This window comes from Sorangium sp. So ce362 (assembly GCF_051519845.1).
GTDB lineage: Bacteria > Myxococcota_A > Polyangia > Polyangiales > Polyangiaceae > Sorangium.
In genome coordinates this window covers 10,812,449-10,827,828 of the sequence record NZ_CP150332.1, presented here as the reverse complement: position 1 = coordinate 10,827,828, position 15,380 = coordinate 10,812,449, and the positions used below count along the sequence as shown (strand labels likewise).

Annotated in this window: 11 protein-coding genes and 1 tRNA gene; 6 read left to right on the top strand and 6 right to left on the bottom strand. The window is 70.9% G+C overall.

Annotated features, from left to right (window positions below; genetic code table 11):
- Positions 1-113: 113 nt before the first annotated feature.
- Complete coding sequence (locus WMF17_RS41575; protein ID WP_437599095.1) at positions 114-572, top strand: hypothetical protein; 459 nt, start codon at positions 114-116, stop codon at positions 570-572.
- 198 nt (positions 573-770) lie between these two features.
- Here the strand turns inward: WMF17_RS41575 and WMF17_RS41570 are convergent, their stop codons facing one another.
- Entirely contained in the window at positions 771-1,274 is a 504-nt protein-coding gene (locus WMF17_RS41570; protein ID WP_437599094.1) for a cyclic nucleotide-binding domain-containing protein, read from the bottom strand.
- A gap of 306 nt (positions 1,275-1,580) precedes the next feature.
- Complete coding sequence (locus WMF17_RS41565) at positions 1,581-2,015, bottom strand: N-acetyltransferase family protein (protein ID WP_437576618.1); 435 nt, start codon at positions 2,013-2,015, stop codon at positions 1,581-1,583.
- A gap of 172 nt (positions 2,016-2,187) precedes the next feature.
- Here WMF17_RS41565 and rpe point away from each other — a divergent pair, with 172 nt between their 5' ends.
- A complete protein-coding gene (gene rpe, locus WMF17_RS41560; protein ID WP_437599093.1) occupies positions 2,188-2,901 on the top strand; it encodes a ribulose-phosphate 3-epimerase in 714 nt (237 codons plus the stop codon).
- Positions 2,898-4,376 carry a hypothetical protein gene (locus WMF17_RS41555; RefSeq protein WP_437646511.1) on the top strand — a complete coding sequence of 493 codons (1,479 nt, stop codon included), beginning with the start codon at positions 2,898-2,900 and terminating at the stop codon, positions 4,374-4,376. The genes rpe and WMF17_RS41555 overlap by 4 nt, the downstream gene beginning before the upstream one ends.
- 140 nt (positions 4,377-4,516) lie before the next feature.
- Here WMF17_RS41555 and WMF17_RS41550 read toward each other — a convergent pair whose 3' ends face one another.
- Complete coding sequence (locus tag WMF17_RS41550; protein ID WP_437599091.1) at positions 4,517-4,846, bottom strand: GlsB/YeaQ/YmgE family stress response membrane protein; 330 nt, start codon at positions 4,844-4,846, stop codon at positions 4,517-4,519.
- Positions 4,847-5,396: 550 nt separating this feature from the next.
- Here WMF17_RS41550 and WMF17_RS41545 point away from each other — a divergent pair.
- The 3 genes from WMF17_RS41545 (at position 5,397) to WMF17_RS41535 (ending at position 10,531) form a co-directional block, all read left to right on the top strand.
- Positions 5,397-6,638 (top strand): metallophosphoesterase family protein, encoded by a 1,242-nt coding sequence (locus WMF17_RS41545; protein ID WP_437599089.1) that lies wholly within the window; start codon positions 5,397-5,399, stop codon positions 6,636-6,638.
- A complete protein-coding gene (locus tag WMF17_RS41540; RefSeq protein WP_437599088.1) occupies positions 6,635-10,180 on the top strand; it encodes an AAA family ATPase in 3,546 nt (1,181 codons plus the stop codon). The genes WMF17_RS41545 and WMF17_RS41540 overlap by 4 nt, the downstream gene beginning before the upstream one ends.
- Positions 10,181-10,444: 264 nt before the next feature.
- Positions 10,445-10,531: transfer RNA gene (locus tag WMF17_RS41535), tRNA-Ser, on the top strand.
- Between the two features lie 180 nt (positions 10,532-10,711).
- On the opposite strand, the gene WMF17_RS41530 is transcribed toward WMF17_RS41535, so the two are convergent.
- From WMF17_RS41530 to WMF17_RS41520, 3 genes are all read right to left on the bottom strand, one after another.
- Entirely contained in the window at positions 10,712-11,407 is a 696-nt protein-coding gene (locus WMF17_RS41530; protein ID WP_437646510.1) for a hypothetical protein, read from the bottom strand.
- A gap of 199 nt (positions 11,408-11,606) precedes the next feature.
- Positions 11,607-12,848, bottom strand: a complete 1,242-nt coding sequence (locus tag WMF17_RS41525) for a hypothetical protein (RefSeq protein ID WP_437599086.1) — start codon at positions 12,846-12,848, stop codon at positions 11,607-11,609.
- Complete coding sequence (locus WMF17_RS41520) at positions 12,845-15,328, bottom strand: AAA family ATPase (protein ID WP_437599085.1); 2,484 nt, start codon at positions 15,326-15,328, stop codon at positions 12,845-12,847. Before WMF17_RS41520 ends, WMF17_RS41525 begins: the two co-directional genes overlap by 4 nt.
- Positions 15,329-15,380 lie beyond the last annotated feature (52 nt).

Below are 15,380 nucleotides of genomic sequence, written 5' to 3'. Positions count from 1 at the left end.
GGCAGGCGGCGAGCGACAGCAGACGGCTGATCGCGCTCGACGCCGCGCTCCCGCGGACGAGGGCGCTGCGCAAGCGGCAGGGGACTGCGCAGGGTGCTATGAGGAGAGAGCTTATGCGCAAGCTTGTCGTCCTTTTGTTCGGGGTGGTGCTCGCGGGCTGTGGCTTCAACCCGCAGCCCGAGCCTCCCCTCTCGGGTATCGGGTGCGCGGACTGCGATGACCTCGGCGCGACCGGGGCCGGAGGGGGACGCGCCGAAGACGACCCCCATGATGATGGCGACGGGGGCGGTCTGAGCGCCGGCGAGGCCGGCTCGGGCAACGCCGGTTCAACCGGTGCCGCTGGCACGGGTGCATCCGGCACCGGCGGCGCGACCAACTCGGGCGGCCACGCCGGCGCGGGTGCCGGAGACGGCGCGGGCGGCGGAGGCGGCGCGGATGGCGAAGCCGGCGCGGGTGGCGCGGGCGGCGAAGGCGGCGAAGGCGGCGCGGATGGCGAAGCCGGCGCGGGTGGCGGAGGCGGCGCCGGTGGCGAAGCCGGCGCCGGTGGCGCGCTTGGCCAGGGCGGCGCGTGAGGCGACGGATGGGCCAGGCGCCACGACGTCGAGCGCTCGACGCAGCCTCGTAGCCTGGCGGCGGCGCTGAGCTCCGAGGTACGCCCGGCAGCGGGCTCTTGAAACGTTCTCCCCGCGCCCTCAGCCGCCACCGCACGCCGTCAGCTTCGCCCTGCGACGCCGCGAGCGCGTGGCGGCTCGACGCCGCGAGCGCGCGGCTCAGATCCCAGGTCGCCGTGGCCGCGTGTACTCGTCGAGCATGTTCGCGACGAGCTCGGCGAGGAGGCTGTCCGCCACGCGAAGGCGGCGCGACATCTCGCGCGCAATGTTCAGCACCAGGAGGGTGTACGACTTGAGATCGCGCCGGTAGAGCGCGTCGAGATCGTGAGCGGTGATGCGCATCAAGCGCGACGGGGCGATGGCTCGCACGGTCGCCGAGCGCGGCATCACGTCGAGGATCGACATCTCGCCGAACCAGTCGCTCGGCCCCAGGACCGCGATCCGCGACTCGACGTCGCGCTTCGACCGCTTGAGCACTTCCATCTCCCCCGCGAGCAGCACGAACATCTCGCGGCCGCTGTCGCCCTCGCGAAAGGCGACGGCCCCCGGCTGCAGCTCGAGCAGCTCCAGCGAGTCGGCGAGTCCATGGAGGACGTGATCGCCGAGGCCGCCGAACAGGCCGATCTCGCGCAGCTGCGCGATCAAGTCAGCGCTGTGGTTCACGGGGTTGCACCGAGGGCGACCGCGGCGGCCGACCCGACAACGCCCACCAACACCTCGCGAACATGCTCGCCTACTCGCATCGCTCCACCTCGCGGCCCCGAGCCGATGTACCCACCGAGAGCGTACGCCGCAACATGAGGACGTCAACGCTAGCGCTCGCGACGCCCTGCCGGCTCGCCGGCCGTCTCGTCGCCGCGGGATGCGCCCCCCCGAGCCCCGTCCCCTCGGTCACGTCGCCACGTCGCTCCGAGCCGTGCGCCCGTCTCGCGGCCGCGCTGCCGCCGGGCGCACCTGGCGCGAGCCGCGCTAGAGATCCTTGGTGAACACGATCCGCGGGCGCCCAGGCCCGGCGTAGTCCTCGACCTCGGCCGCCGACCAGCCGACCGCCGCGTGGAAGCGCACGGAGCCCTCGTTGCCCAGGGTCGTGATCGCCTTGAGCTGCCGGCAACCCTCGCGGCGGCAGTCCTCCTCGAACGCTGCGTAGAGCATCCTGCCGACGCCGCGGCGGCGGTAGTCGGGATGAATGCCGACGAGGTGCACGTACCCGATCGCCGCGTCCGGACACCTGAACCCGAGCAGGAAGCCGACAAGCAACCCGTGATCCTCGACGACGCGGGCGAGCCGCCCGAGCTCGTAGAAGTAGATCGGGTGCGCGAGCGCGCTGGTTGGGCCTGCCCACCACCGATCGATCTCGCCCACGATCCGGTCGTAGTCGGGCTTCGTCAGCGGCCGTGTCTCCATGCATCACCTCACTCGAACGGTTCGGGATCCAGCCTTCGATCTGCAGCGTCGCCGCGGATGGCACGAACATCTCGCGCAGACCTGCGCAGCCTAGCAGCCGCGCCGGCCTCCTCGTAAGCACGCTCGTGATGCCCCGCTAGCCGCCGCGCGTCACGCCTGCTAGCGCTACACCGTGCGTCACGACAAAATCATCGTCGCTCCGTCGATCCTGTCGGCTGACTTCGGTCGTCTCGCGGAGGAAGTGCGAGCCGCCGAGGCCGCCGGCGCCGACTGGATTCACGTCGATGTGATGGATGGCCGGTTTGTGCCAAATATTACGATCGGACCGCTAATCGTTCGCGCGGTCCGCGCCGCGACGCGTCTTCCTCTCGACGTGCACCTGATGATCGTCGAGCCCGAGCGCTACGTGGACGAGTTCGCGGCCGCCGGCGCCGACCGGATCTCGGTCCACGTGGAGGCGTCGCCGCACCTGCACCGGACGATCCAGCAGATCCGGGACGCGGGAGCGCGCCCCGGCGTCGTGCTGAACCCCCACACCTCGGAAGAGTCGATCCGGTACGTGCTGCCCGACCTGGATCTGGTGCTGGTGATGAGCGTCAACCCCGGGTTCGGTGGCCAGCGGTTCATCCCGGCCACGCTCCCCAAGCTGCGGAGCCTGCGTCAGGCGATCGATCAGGCGGGCCTGGACATCGCGCTCGAGGTCGACGGCGGCATCGCGCCGTCGACGTCCGGGCAGGTCATCGCCGCCGGGGCGACGGCGCTCGTCGCCGGCTCGGCCGTGTTCGGCGCCGCGGCGCCGGGCGAGGAGCTGTCGTTCGACGCGCGTGTGGCGCGGTATGCGGAGGCGATCCGGGCGATCCGCGCGCCCGCCGGGGAGCAGCTTTGACCCGGCGCAACGCCCCCGCGGCGAGCGCTGCGCGCTGCGCGACGTCGAGGGCCGCGGCGTGCGCGGCGGCGGCGCTCGTCGGGACGGCCGTGCTGGCCGGCTGCGCGCAGCCGGCTGCGCCTGCAGCGCCGCCACGAGCGCAGGCCCCGGACGCGGCGCGCCCCGCGGGATCGGCCGCGCTCCCGCCGGCCGAGGGCGCCAATCCGGTCGGCGAGGGCGAGCTCGACGACGATGCGGCCAGGCTGACCAAGGAGGAGATCGCGCGCGTGCTCGCCCGCCTGGCGAAGGCGCGCGGCCTGCCGGTGCTCCGCGAGGTGCGGAGCCGCGTGCTCACCCGCGGCGAGATCCTGGCGCGGGTGCGCGCGCACGTGGAGCGCGAGATCCCCGAGGGCGTGCTGGATCATCAGCGCGAGGTGCTCGCGGCGCTCGAGCTCATCCCGGCCGACTACGACTTCACCGCCGGGATGTACCGCCTGCTCGAGGGACGCATCGCGGGCTTCTACGAGCCGGACGACGCGACGATGTACCTCGTCGACGATCTCAGCGAGACCGAGGCCGAGGAGACGCTGGCGCATGAGCTCGTCCATGCGCTCCAGGACCAGAGCTTCTCGCTGGGGAAGCTGCTCCAGTTCAGGCCCGGCGACAGCGATCGCCTGGCGGCCACGCACGCGCTCATCGAGGGCGAGGCGATGAGCGCGATGTTCGATGTGCTGGTCGGCTCGGCGTTCCAGATGGACGAGTCGACGCTCCGGAAGCTCGTGGCGATGTCGACGGCGCTGTCGTCCGTGGGCGATACGCCGCTCGTGCTGCAGGAGTCGCTGGGCGCGCCGTACACAGACGGCTTCGCGTTCGTGCAGGCGCTGCGCAGGGACGGCGGCTGGGCCTCGGTGGACGCGGTCTGGCGCGCGCTGCCGGAGACGACCGAGCAGCTGCTGCACCCCGAGAAGCTCGCCGCGCGCGAGCCCGCCGTCGAGGTGGCGGTCCCGACCGCCGCGGCGCTCGGTCCAGGGTACCGCGTCGTGTTCGACGACGTGATGGGCGAGCAGGCGCTGCGCATCGCGTTCGCGGCGTACGCGCACCGCGAGGCGGCCATCGGCGCGGCGGCCGGGTGGGGCGGGGACCGGGTTGCGGTGGTGCAGCGGGACGATCCGCAGGACCCGACGCGGCGCGCGTTCGCGCTCGCGTGGCGGATGCGGTTCGACAGCGCGGGCGACGCGGCCGAGGCGCGGAAGGTGCTCGAGCGCCGCTTCGGGAAGACGTGCCAGCAGCGCGCGTCGCTCGGGCCGATCGCGTGGACGGGGCGCGGGGGCGACGTGGCGGTCGTCGCGGGGCCGTACGAGCGGCGCGGGGGAGGGGAGGCCAGCGCGGTGGGGACGTGCGCGGGGGCGAAGACGTGGCTGGCGGAGGTGATGAAGGGCGAGGTTGGGGGGAAGGCGACGGGGGGAGCGGGGGCGGAGAGCCGGGGACGGAAGTAGCCGCTCTGCTCACGCGTGGGGGCTGGGCAACGTCGAGCGGTGCCCCGGTACGTCCGTTGCGCCGCACAGGCCCGGAGGTCGACGGCGCTGCAGAGAGCGCGCGTTCGGCCGCATCGGCGACGGCTGCGCCGGCGCCACGCTCACGGCCGAGCGCGTGAGAGCCGTTTGTGGAGCACATCGTACGCGAACGCCAGGATCACCGCTCCCGCAAGCGCGGGGAGCACCGGAATCCCGCCGGCTGACGGCCCGACAGGCCCGAACAACAGGCTGCCGAGCCAGCTCCCGAGCAGCCCCGCCACGATCGCGCCAAGCCACCCATAGGGCAGCTCGCCGGGCACGAGCCGATCGGCTACCCAGCCGACGATGCCGGCGACGACGAGCGTCACCGCCATCCCGAGCAGGCCGAATGTCACCCAGATCCCCGCCATGAGCAGCGCGAGGAGCAACAGACCGACAACGAGAGCAGGCATCGCTGAACCTCCTTGGATTTCCCCATCGACCGGATTTCGACGAGGCTGGCCCGCGCTCACGCGAGCGTCCGTCGGGGAGCTGAGCAAGCACCACGCCCACCTGCGGCCCGCCTATCGCAGCGCCCAGAAGGCGCATCCGCGCCCGTCGAGCTCGTCGCTGCACGGCGGTCCGTCGAGCGGATCGGGGGTGGCGGCTCGCAGAGCGTCGGGAACTTTCCCCAGGCGTTCAGCCATGTCGGGCTCATCGCCAGCGGCGTGAGCCTCGCGCGTGCGCTCGGCCAGCGCGCGCGAGAACAGGAGAGCGGATGACCCCGCCGCGTGAGCCACCACATCACGTCTCATCTCGCCTCCTCGCAGGAAACGTCCGCGCCGCTCGCCCGGCGATCCCGGAGCGGACGACATTCACCTCGGAGAGGTGTTGCTCCCGCTCGCCCCGCTCGGTCAGAGAAGATCGTGGCGATGACGAAGCCGCGTGGCGCTTCACGTCCCCAGGGAAGACTGCTACGGTCGCGCCATCGCGCGGTAAAGAGCAGCGCGGACCGGGGGCCGCATGAAGTTCTTTCACGCAGCGGACATCCACCTCGATAGCCCCCTGCGGGGCCTCGATCGGTACGACGGGGCGCCGGTGGACAAGCTTCGCGGGGCGACGCGGCGCGCGCTCGAGAACCTCGTGGCGCAGTGCATCGAGGAAAAGGTGGCCTTCCTGCTCATCGCCGGCGATCTCTACGACGGCGACTGGACCGATTACAACACGGGGCTCTTCTTCGCGAAGCAGATGTCACGCCTGCGCGAAGCGGGTATCCGGGTGTTCATCGTGCGTGGCAATCACGACGCGCGGAGCAAGATCCTGCGGTTGCCGGAGGGCGTGCGCGAGCTGTCGGCGAAGAAGCCGGAGACGATCACGCTAGATGATCTCGGCGTGGCCGTGCACGGTCGGAGCTACGAGAAGGCCGATACCACGGAGGACCTCTCCGTCGCCTATCCCGCGCCGCGGGAGGGGTATTTCAACGTGGGCTTGCTGCATACGTGCGCGAGCGGTCGCGAAGGGCATCAATCGTATGCCCCGTGCTCGGTGAGCGACCTCGTGGCGAGGAGATACGATTACTGGGCGCTCGGGCATGTGCACGCGCGCGAGGTGCTCCACGAGTCGCCGTGGATCGTGTTCCCCGGGAACCTGCAGGGCAGGCATGCGCGCGAGACGGGGAAGAAGGGCGCGACGCTGGTGACCGTGGACGAGGGGCGGATCGTGGGGGTCGAGCCCCGGACCCTGGACGCGCTGCGCTGGGTGCGGTGCGCGGTGGACGCGCGCATGGCGTCGTCGGTCGATGATGTGATCGAGCTGTGCCGCGAGGCCCTGGCGCGCGAGGCGGACGCGGCGGAGGAGAGGATCGTGGCCGCGCGGATCGAGGTGACGGGGGCGACGCGGGCGCACGGGGCGCTCTCGCGCGAGCCCGAGAAGTACCGGAGCGAGGTGCGCAGCGCGGCGAGCGACGCGGGCGAGATCTGGGTCGAGAAGATCAGCTTCCGCACCCGGAACCCGCTCGATGCGGAAGCGAGCCTCGGCGATGAGGCCGTGGGCGGGCTTTACCGGCAGCTCCGCACCCTCTGCGAGGACGACGCCGAGATCGACAGGCTGCTGAGCGGGCTCGAGCCCTTGCGCAAGAAGCTGCCGGCGGAGCTCGACCACCTCGAAGGCGGAGGGAAGCTCGATCGGACGGCGCTCCGGCAGCTCGTCCGGGAGCTGCCCGATACCCTGCTGCCGCTGCTCTTCGCAGGTGAGGACGCGTCGTGAAGATCCTCTCGCTCGATCTCCTGAGGTACGGGCCTTTCACCGGGCTGTCGCTGGATTTCTCGGCGAAGCCGCGCGCGCTGCACGTGATCTTCGGGTCGAACGCGGTCGGCAAGAGCACGACGCTGCGGGCGGTGCTGGGGTTTCTCTTCGAAATGCCCAAGGACACCCAGGACGCGCACGATCGAGACTACAAGAAGCTCCGGGTGGGCGCGCTCCTCGCGGCCGAGGACGGGCGGACCTTGCAGCTCGTCCGGCGCAAGGGGCTCAAGCAGACGTTGCTGGATCCCGCCGAGCAGCCGGTGGACGAGGGGCAGCTGCAGGCGTTGCTCGGCGGGGTGACGGAGGAGCAGTACAAGGTGATGTTCGGCCTCTCCCACGGGGCGCTCGTGGACGGCGGCGAGGCGCTGCTCAAGGGAGGCGGCGATCTCGGAGAGAGCCTGTTCGCGGCCGGGCTCGGGGGCACGCGCGTGCACGCGGTGCTGGAGAAGCTCGACGCGCAGGCGGACGAGATCTTCACGCCGCTCGGGAAGCACAAGAAGAAGCTCAACGCCGCGCTCGAGAGCCACAAGAGCGCGAAGAAGGGAGCCGCGGATCGGTCCCAGCCGGCCAAGGAGTGGGAGCAGCTCCAGAAGGATCTCGCAGGTGGGCAGGCGCGCGCCGCGACCCTGGCCAGGGAGCTCTCCGATCTCCAGGCGAGGCACAGGCATCTGTCGCGCACGGCGCAGGCGCTGGTGCCCATCGCGGAGCGGGACAGGATCCTCGGGATGCTGAAGGAGCATGAGGGCGCGGTGTTCTTGCCCGAGACGGCGCCCGAGGCGCGGCGGAAGGCCGAGAGCACGCTCGCGGAGACGGAGCCGCGCGAGGAGCGGCTCGGCCGCGAGATCGCGGATCTGACCGCGCAGATGGACCGGTTGCCGGTGCCGGAGGCGCTGCTCGCGCAGGGGGCGTCGATCACGGCGATCCAGGACGGGCTCGGCAACCACAAGAAGGCGGCGGGGGTGGATTTGCCTCGGCTCCGCGGCGAGCTGCGCCAGATCGAAGACACCATCGAGTCGCTCCTCGGACGGCTCGGGCGGCGCGTGCCCGTGGAGGAGGTGGGGAGCCTCGCTGTGCCGTCGAGCATGGAGGCGCGGGTCCGGGCGCTGCTCAAGCAGCGCATCGGGCTCGAGCGCGACCTCGCCGGGGCGGCGAAGGGGCTCTCCGAGGCGGAGGACAAGCTCGGGGGCGAGCGGAGCAAGCTCGCGGCCCTGCGCGCTCCGGTGGATGTGACGGCGCTCGTGCGCACGCACGAGATCGCGCAGCGAGACGGGGATCTGGAGAAGGTCCTCGGTGAGCTGCGCGGCGAGGCGACGGCGATGGCGGCGCGGCTTGAAGCCGGGCTCTCGGCGCTCGGGGTGGCGCGGCTCTCGCTCGAGAAGGTGGGCGCGCTGCCGGTGCCGATCCCCGAGACGGTGGAGAGGTTTGCTCGTGACTTCGCCGCTCGGGACACCGAGCGGAAGTCGCTCGCTCACTCGCTGGCAGAGCGCAAGGAGCGCTTCGGGGAGCTGGAGCGCGAGATCGAGGCGTTGCGGCGCGGCGAGGAGGTGCCCATGGAGGGGGACCTGGTGACGGCGCGGCGCGAGCGCGAGGGGCACTGGAAGCGGGTGCGGCAGGCGTGGCTGGGGGAGCCGGCGGAGGAGGGGGCGGCCGGGGCGGGGCTCTCGGCGAGCGAGATCGCGCATCATCACGAGGCGAGCGTGCGGCGGGCGGATGAGCTGTCGGATCGGCTCAGGAGAGAGGCGGATCGGGTGGCGAAGTTCGCGACGCTCTCGGCCGATCGCGATCGGGCGGCGCGCGGCATCGAGGAGTCCGTGACCGCGGCGGAGCGGGCACGGACGACGGAGGAAGAGGAGCAGAGGCAGTGGCAAGCCGCCTGGCTGGCGGCGGGGATCGCGCCGCGCTCTCCGGGGGAGATGCTGGCCTTCCTGGGGCGCTACCAGAAGCTCGTGGAGGACAAGGCGAGGCTCGAGGAGGTGCGGCGGCGGGAGCAGGCCCAGAGGGAGCGCATCGAGGGGCATCGGGAGGCGCTCGCTGCGGCGCTGGAGGCGCTCGGCGTGGCAGCTGGGCCGCGGGACGGGTTGCTCGCGCTCGTCGCGCATGCGCGTGAGGTGGTGGAGCGGGAGGGGAAAGCGCAGCGGGAGCGGGAAGCGGTCGTGAAAGAGGTGCGCCGGGGGGAGGTCGAGCTCGAGGGGCTCTCCGGCGCGCTCGCGCGGCTGCAGCGGGAACAGGCGGCGTGGGCCGAGCAGTGGTCGGCGGTGATGCTGGCGCTCGAGGTGTCGGCCGCGACCGGGATCGAGGAAGCCGAGGAGGTGCTGAAGCTGCGCGCGGAGCTCGCCCGACAGGGGGAGGGGGCCCGGGACCGGCGGCGGCGCATCGCGGGGATCGAGCGCGATGCGGCCGATTTCAAGGTGCAGGTCGAGGGGCTGGCGCGGCTCACGGCGCCGGATCTCGCGGGCATTCCGCTGGAGCAGGCGGCGGCGGCGCTGCTGGAGCGGTCCAAGGATGGGGAGACGAACCGGCAGCTCAAGCAGGCGCTCGAGAAGGAGTCCAAGGAGAAGCAGCAGGACCTGCTCGCCACGCGGGAGAAACGGCGAGGGGCGGAGCGCGCGCTCAAGCAGCTCATGGAGGAAGCCCGGGCCCAGGACGTGTCCGAGCTCGTCGTCGCGGAGGATCGATCGGCCGTGGCGCGGAAGCTCCGGCAAGATCGGGAGATCGTCGAGACGCGGCTCTCGACGATCGGCGAGGGGCTCAGCGTGGAGGCGCTCCTGGAGGCGTGCCGCGGGACGAACGCGGATGCGCTTGCGCAGGATCGGGTGGACGTGGAGCGGCAGATCGCGGACCTGGATCAGGAGCGGACGCGGGTGAACGAGGAGGTGGGGCAGCTCCGGCAGCGGCTGCTCTCGATGGATGGGAGCGACCTGGCGGCGGAGGAGCTGACGCGGGCGGAGCAGCACCTGGCGTCGATCAGCGCGCTGGTCGACGACTATGCGCGGGCGAAGCTCGCGGCGGACCTGCTACGGCGGGCGATGGAGCAATACCGCGAGAAGAACCAGGGGCCGCTGGTACGGCGGGCGAGCGAGCTGTTCGCGAGGCTATCGCTGGGTACGTTCTCGGGGCTGCGGGGGGATCACGACGATCACGATCGGCCCGTGCTCCGGTGCGTGCCGAGGGCCGGGGATCCGGTGGAGGTGAGGGCGCTGTCCGACGGGACGCGCGATCAGCTCTTCCTGGCGCTCCGGGTGGCGAGCCTGGAGCAGTACTTCACGAGGAGCGAGCCATTGCCGCTGGTGCTCGACGACGTGCTCATCCATTTCGACGACGCGCGCGCGCGCGCCGCGCTCGAGGTCCTCGGGGAGCTGTCGCAGCGGACGCAGATCCTCTTCTTCACCCATCACGCGCGGCTCGTCGAGCTGGCCGAGGCGACGTTGCCGGCGAGCGCGCTCTGCAGGCATGACCTCGATGATCTCGTGGCGAGGGCGGCGGTGAACGTCACGGGGCCATGATGGATCCCGATCGACGCCGCGGCGCTCGCGCTGCGCTGCGCTGCGCCCCAGAATTCGCGCAGCCTCCACGGCGCCGAGGAGGTCGAGCTCGTGCTCTCGCTCGCCTACCCGGCGGCGAGGATCGTGCTCACGGAGAAGCTGGCGCCCTAGCCTGGCCCGGCCGGCGCTCTGGCGCGAGATGGGCGCGAGATAGGCAACGGCCGGCACGGCGGCGTTGACAGGCGGCGCCAGAGGAGGCACAAAAGTAAGTCGTTCTGAGTATTTGGAGGAGTGGCCGAGCGGTCGAAGGCAGCGGTTTTGAAAACCGCCGTTGGGGCAACTCAACCAGGGGTTCGAATCCCTTCTCCTCCGCTGGTTTCTGCAAGGATGTCGGGTAGTTCACGCGGTCCAGGACGTGGACGGGGGTGGACAGGCGCGGACAGGTCTGGACGCAGGTTCTGGCAAATTTCTGGCACGGCAGGTTCCTGGTCCCGGGCTTAGACGTGAGATGGCTCGCGATGTTTGCGTCCAGGGATAGGCCTCGTCAAGGCGTCAAGCAGCGCGGGCTTGCCGCCGTCGTCCGTGATGACGGTCCGCGTCGTTGTCGGTCGAGTCGTTGCCCACGGATGCGAAGCCGAGCCGTCTATGCTCGAACAGAACCTGCACCGTCTCGCGCCGCTCGATGCCGTTGCCGTCAGCGCCGAAGAGGGCCGCGACGAGGTAACGCCGCTCGTAGGCGCCTATGCGGCTGCTCGGGCACATGCGCGCGCCAGCGCCGAGGAGGGTGCCGCGCCGCTTCTGCTGCTGCGTGCCGCCCTCGAGCGCCCAGCCGACGACGTCTTCGTCGATCACCTTCTCGAGCTGGCTCGCGAGCTGCTGTCCGCGGTCGGTGAGGCGCAGGCCGAGGCCCAAGCTCGCGAGCGAGGTGCGGTAGAGGCGCAGCGCGCCGTTCGACACCTGGTTCTTGAGGACACGCGTCGGCAGCTCCCACAGCCCCGCGCCCCTGCGCTCGGAGACGAAGCGGCGACCGCGCCGACGGCCGATGTAGCCGCACGTGAGAGGATCGTCCTCGTGCTGCAGACCCTCGCAGAGGACGAGGAGGCGCTCTAGGCGGAGTACGCGCTCGAGGTGCGCGCGCGGCGACGCATCGGCCTGCGCGCGCGAGAGAGCCCAGCAGAGGAAGGTATAGTAGCGGGCTCGCGAGGTGAAGACATTGAGACCCGGCAAGGGCCGATCGGCTTGCACCATGGCGTGCGCTTGCAGGCCCCGAGGGTCACGGCTCGAAGGGGGTGCGTCGAGGCGCACGAGCCAGGACGGGAGAAACGGGGCGATGGATTCGTCCAGCATCCGGGATGGGCGAAGCTAATATGAACACCCTCTCCCCGCGTCGAGCAGGGGCGCGGGAGTGGGCGTGTCGAGCGCTGATGGCGTCGGTGCACGTTCTGCCTCACACCCCGTCCAGGAGCCCATCCACCACCGCCTCCGGCACCCACTTGCTCCACCCCACCGCGATGACATCATCCCCCAGCCGCACCGCGCCCGGCACATCCGCCGACGTCACCAGGATCGCCTTCGGCCACCCACGCAGATCCCCAGCGTATTCCCATCGATACACGATGGCCTCGTGAAAGCCCTGGAGGATGTAGCTCGAATCTTCGGTCAGCTTTATCTCGACCACCGCGGCCCGCCGCCGTCCATCCTTGTCGACGACCACGGTGATGTCAGGCCGCAGGCGTCCGGCACGCCCGCCCATGTAGTGCCTCGCCCCTTGATCACGCGGGCCTGGGTCGAGGTGACATTGATTGTAGTAGACCCGCACGCGCGCGCCGTCGCCTCGCTCGAACGACGCCACTTCGTCGCGCTTCGCATGCACCAGGGACCGATGGAACTCAAAGCGCTCGCCCTTCGGCCCCTGCGCCGCCTCAAGCTTGTTCCAGAGCGCCTGCAGGAGCCGAATCACCACCGCAATCTCGAAGCGCGTGTGCTCCTCGATGGGCGTCAGCGCGCCCTCGGCGAGCATGGCGGCGATGGCAGTCGCGTCGGTCGCGTCGAGGCCATTCCGCAGCGCCTTGTGCCACGCGAGCGCCGCGCCATAGCCGCGGTGCACCGCTGCCTGCGCGCCGAGCTCGTGCTGCGGCGTGATGGGCTCCGAGGGCACCTCACGCAGCGCGGTCGTGTTCAAGATCCGCCTCAGCTCGCCCTCGGCTCCCTGCGCGTCGGCGCCCCACCCGTGCTTCGCTAGCACCTGCGCCTTGCGCAGGTCGACCAGGAGCCGGAGCAACCGCTCGGCCACCGCGCGAACGAGGATGTTCTCGGGCAGGGCGAAGCTCGGATCCCGCGCCTGCGTCACGTAGCGCGAGCGATCTCCGCTGGCCTGTTGATAGGAAGTCCGCCGGACGTCGAGCCGGCCCCGAAAACCGCCTCGCCAGTCGCGCGTCGTGACGTCGACCCGGGAAGGCAGGTTCCGCGCGAGGTCGGGCAAGAGCTGCATGGCGAAAGCGCGCAGCTCGGCGATCCGCGGCGCCAGCGTGCCCGCGGCGCGGAGCAAGGCGAGCTCATGGTTCCTTCCCGTGAGCCGCGCGAGGAATCGCGCCGCCTCCTCGACCGTGATGGCCTCGACCCGCGAGCTCGGCAAGAGGTAGCCCGGGAAATGGGCGCGGACGAACGCTTCCCAGGCTCCGTTGCTCATGGCTCGCCGAAGGTCTGGTGCGGAAAGAGCTCCTCATAACGACGCCGCAGTCGGGCCGCTGCCTCCGACGACGTCCAGCCCGTGAGGCTCGAGAGAAGGACCCGGAGGACCTTCGCCGCCGGTTCCTGCGGTAAACCCTCGAGCTGCGGCAAGAGATACATGGCCATGGCCTCTGCGAGCCCATCTCCAGAGGCCTGTCGGCGCCGCATGTAGTGCACCATGTCGAGCGCCACGGCGGGGCCGATCGCGCGGTGGGCGAGCAGGCCCGATGCGCTGAATAGCCGCGTTAGCTGCCCGAGGGCGCCCTCGGGCAGCGGCGGCGCGACGCCCTCGCGGCGCGCGTGCGCCTCGAGCAGGCGCGCATAGGTCGCCTCGTCGGGGGCGTCGACGTGGATCATCGCGAAGCGCCGCTGCACCGCGTATGACAGGCGGAAGAGCGAGGTCTTGTCCCAGGTGTTCATGGTGGCGATCACCCGGAATGTCGGCGACACGCGATAGATGTGGGACTCGCTTGACCCGATCGATATGGTTCTGCCGTCCTCGTGAAGGAGGGCGGTGTCGATGGCGTGCCCCGACAGGACCGTCATCAGCTCACCGAAGGCGCGGTCGACATCGGCCCGGTTCAGCTCGTCGATCACGAGCCACTGATATCGCTCGACGGCGCGGAGGAACACCCCCGGCCGGAAGGTCAATGTGTTGTTCTGCTGCAGCGCATAGCCGCCGATCGTGTCGAACGTGGTCCAATCGGCCGACGCCGTGGCCACGAAGGCGCCCGTGCAATAGCCGTCGTTCGCGGCGGCTTTCACGAGCGACTGGGCGAGCTGCGTCTTGCCCGTGCCGGGTGGGCCGACGAAGAGCAGGTGCTTGCCCGCCGAGAGGGCAGCGCAGGCCTGGGCGAGCAGGCCGGCCGGAAGCTCGAGCGTGGAGGCGAAGGGACCGGCGAGCTCGGTCGTCAGATCGAGGGTTTCATCAAACCAGGCCGAGGGCGCCGTGCTCGCATGCGGATCGGGCAGCGGGGGCGTGGTCGTCCCTGGCGCGGTCACCAGGTCTTCGTCCACGTCGCCTCCGGTCACGACGCTGTCGCCGAGGATGCTGCGATCGGCGAGCAGCTCGTCCAGCCGCCCCCGAATGCGGGCCTCTTCTGCCGCGTGATCGGCGAGAATCTGGCGGCCGAGATCCGTCAGCGCGTCGCCGTCGCCCTGACGCTCCGTAGCCCCGAGCGACAGGAGCCAGTTTCGGCGGAAGGATACCTGGTTGTCCGTTCTCCAGTCCTTGTCGAGGAGCGCCGTCAAGAGGTTCCTCGCGCTGGTCGTGTCCATCCGACCCAGGGTCTTCGCGATGATGAGAATTTCCAGAAATCCGGTGTACGTCGCGTGAAGGCGCTCGAAGAGAGCCCGTGGCTGCGGGTCCTCCAGATACGACTCCCCTTCGGGCGTGAGCTCGAGGCGGTCGTCGGAGAGCCTTACGACGCCAAGGTAGAGGAGCAGATTGATGTAGCCTCGCCGCGCCGCCTCCCCCGTGGCTTCGTACCGATCGCGCAGCAGCGCGAAGAACTCCGCCTCCGGCAGCCGGCGGTCGCGCAGCTCCGAGAGGAGCGTGTCGAGCGTCTGCTTGTAGTGTCGAACCCCTCCCGGCAGCGGCCAGATTCCATCGCGCCGCGCGTCGTCGGGTGGCCTGCGCGCGGGCTCGACGACCTCCGCGACGGCCGGGTCTGCGGCGGGCTTGCCCTGGCGCTCGCCGTGCGCGGCGGCAAGCGCGGCGAGGTCGAACGGAGGGTTGCCTTCGATGCCTTCCTCGCCGTCGCGGAGGAAGAAGGGCAGCTTGAGCAAGGCGAGGTGCGCGAGCCGTCGAAAGCCCTCCTCGGGCGAGGGCAGGACCTCGCCGCCGGGCAGGCGAATGGAGAATACCTCCATGTTCCAGGGCGATACGAGGGGCAATCCGGCGCGCTCGACGGCGGCCTTCAAGGGCAGGCTCCTCTGGCGGAATTTCTCCTCGAAGTCCTCGTCCTTTCGCCGCCAGGTCGCGAACAAGGCGGGAACGGGCACGACCTCGCCGTTCAGCCGATCGCGCAGCCGGAGCGCCACCGTGGTCCACACGATCTCGCGGTTGGTCGACACGACGTTGATCTTGATGCCCACGAGGTGCCGGTAAGCGCCCTTCGTCTGCCACCAGGCCGCGCTGAAGAGCAGCTCGGTGCTGCCGCCCGGCCAGGTGCACCTCAGGCGCACGGCGCGCGGCAAGGGCCCGTCGGCGTCTTGGTCGAGCCCCTCCAGCCCTCGCGCCGGCCACGGCGCGGAGGGGAGGCGTTCGACTGCAATGTGAACCGGCGCTCCCTCGACGGTGAGATCCATCGGCGCGGCGGCGTCGAGGAGAGATCGCAGCGCGCGCAGGGCGATGCGGTTGGCATCGGGGCGGTCGGTCGTCGCCTCGGTCGGCGCGCGCGCCGTCCCGGAGGCTGCCAAAGGTTCTGAGGAGCTCATCGCTCGTTTGCTCCTGGCCGGAAGGGGTGCACGCGGGCGTCGGCGCGTATCG

Bases quoted from the DNA above. Each gene is read 5' to 3' on its own strand.
- WMF17_RS41550 (WP_437599091.1), bottom strand. From the start codon at position 4,846: ATGCCTGCTCTCGTTGTCGGTCTGTTGCTCCTCGCGCTGCTCATGGCG.
- WMF17_RS41545 (WP_437599089.1), top strand. From the start codon at position 5,397: ATGAAGTTCTTTCACGCAGCGGACATCCACCTCGATAGCCCCCTGCGG.
- WMF17_RS41565 (WP_437576618.1), bottom strand. From the start codon at position 2,015: ATGGAGACACGGCCGCTGACGAAGCCCGACTACGACCGGATCGTGGGC.
- WMF17_RS41530 (WP_437646510.1), bottom strand. From the start codon at position 11,407: ATGGTGCAAGCCGATCGGCCCTTGCCGGGTCTCAATGTCTTCACCTCG.
- WMF17_RS41520 (WP_437599085.1), bottom strand. From the start codon at position 15,328: ATGAGCTCCTCAGAACCTTTGGCAGCCTCCGGGACGGCGCGCGCGCCG.
- WMF17_RS41575 (WP_437599095.1), top strand. From the start codon at position 114: ATGCGCAAGCTTGTCGTCCTTTTGTTCGGGGTGGTGCTCGCGGGCTGT.
- WMF17_RS41525 (WP_437599086.1), bottom strand. From the start codon at position 12,848: ATGAGCAACGGAGCCTGGGAAGCGTTCGTCCGCGCCCATTTCCCGGGC.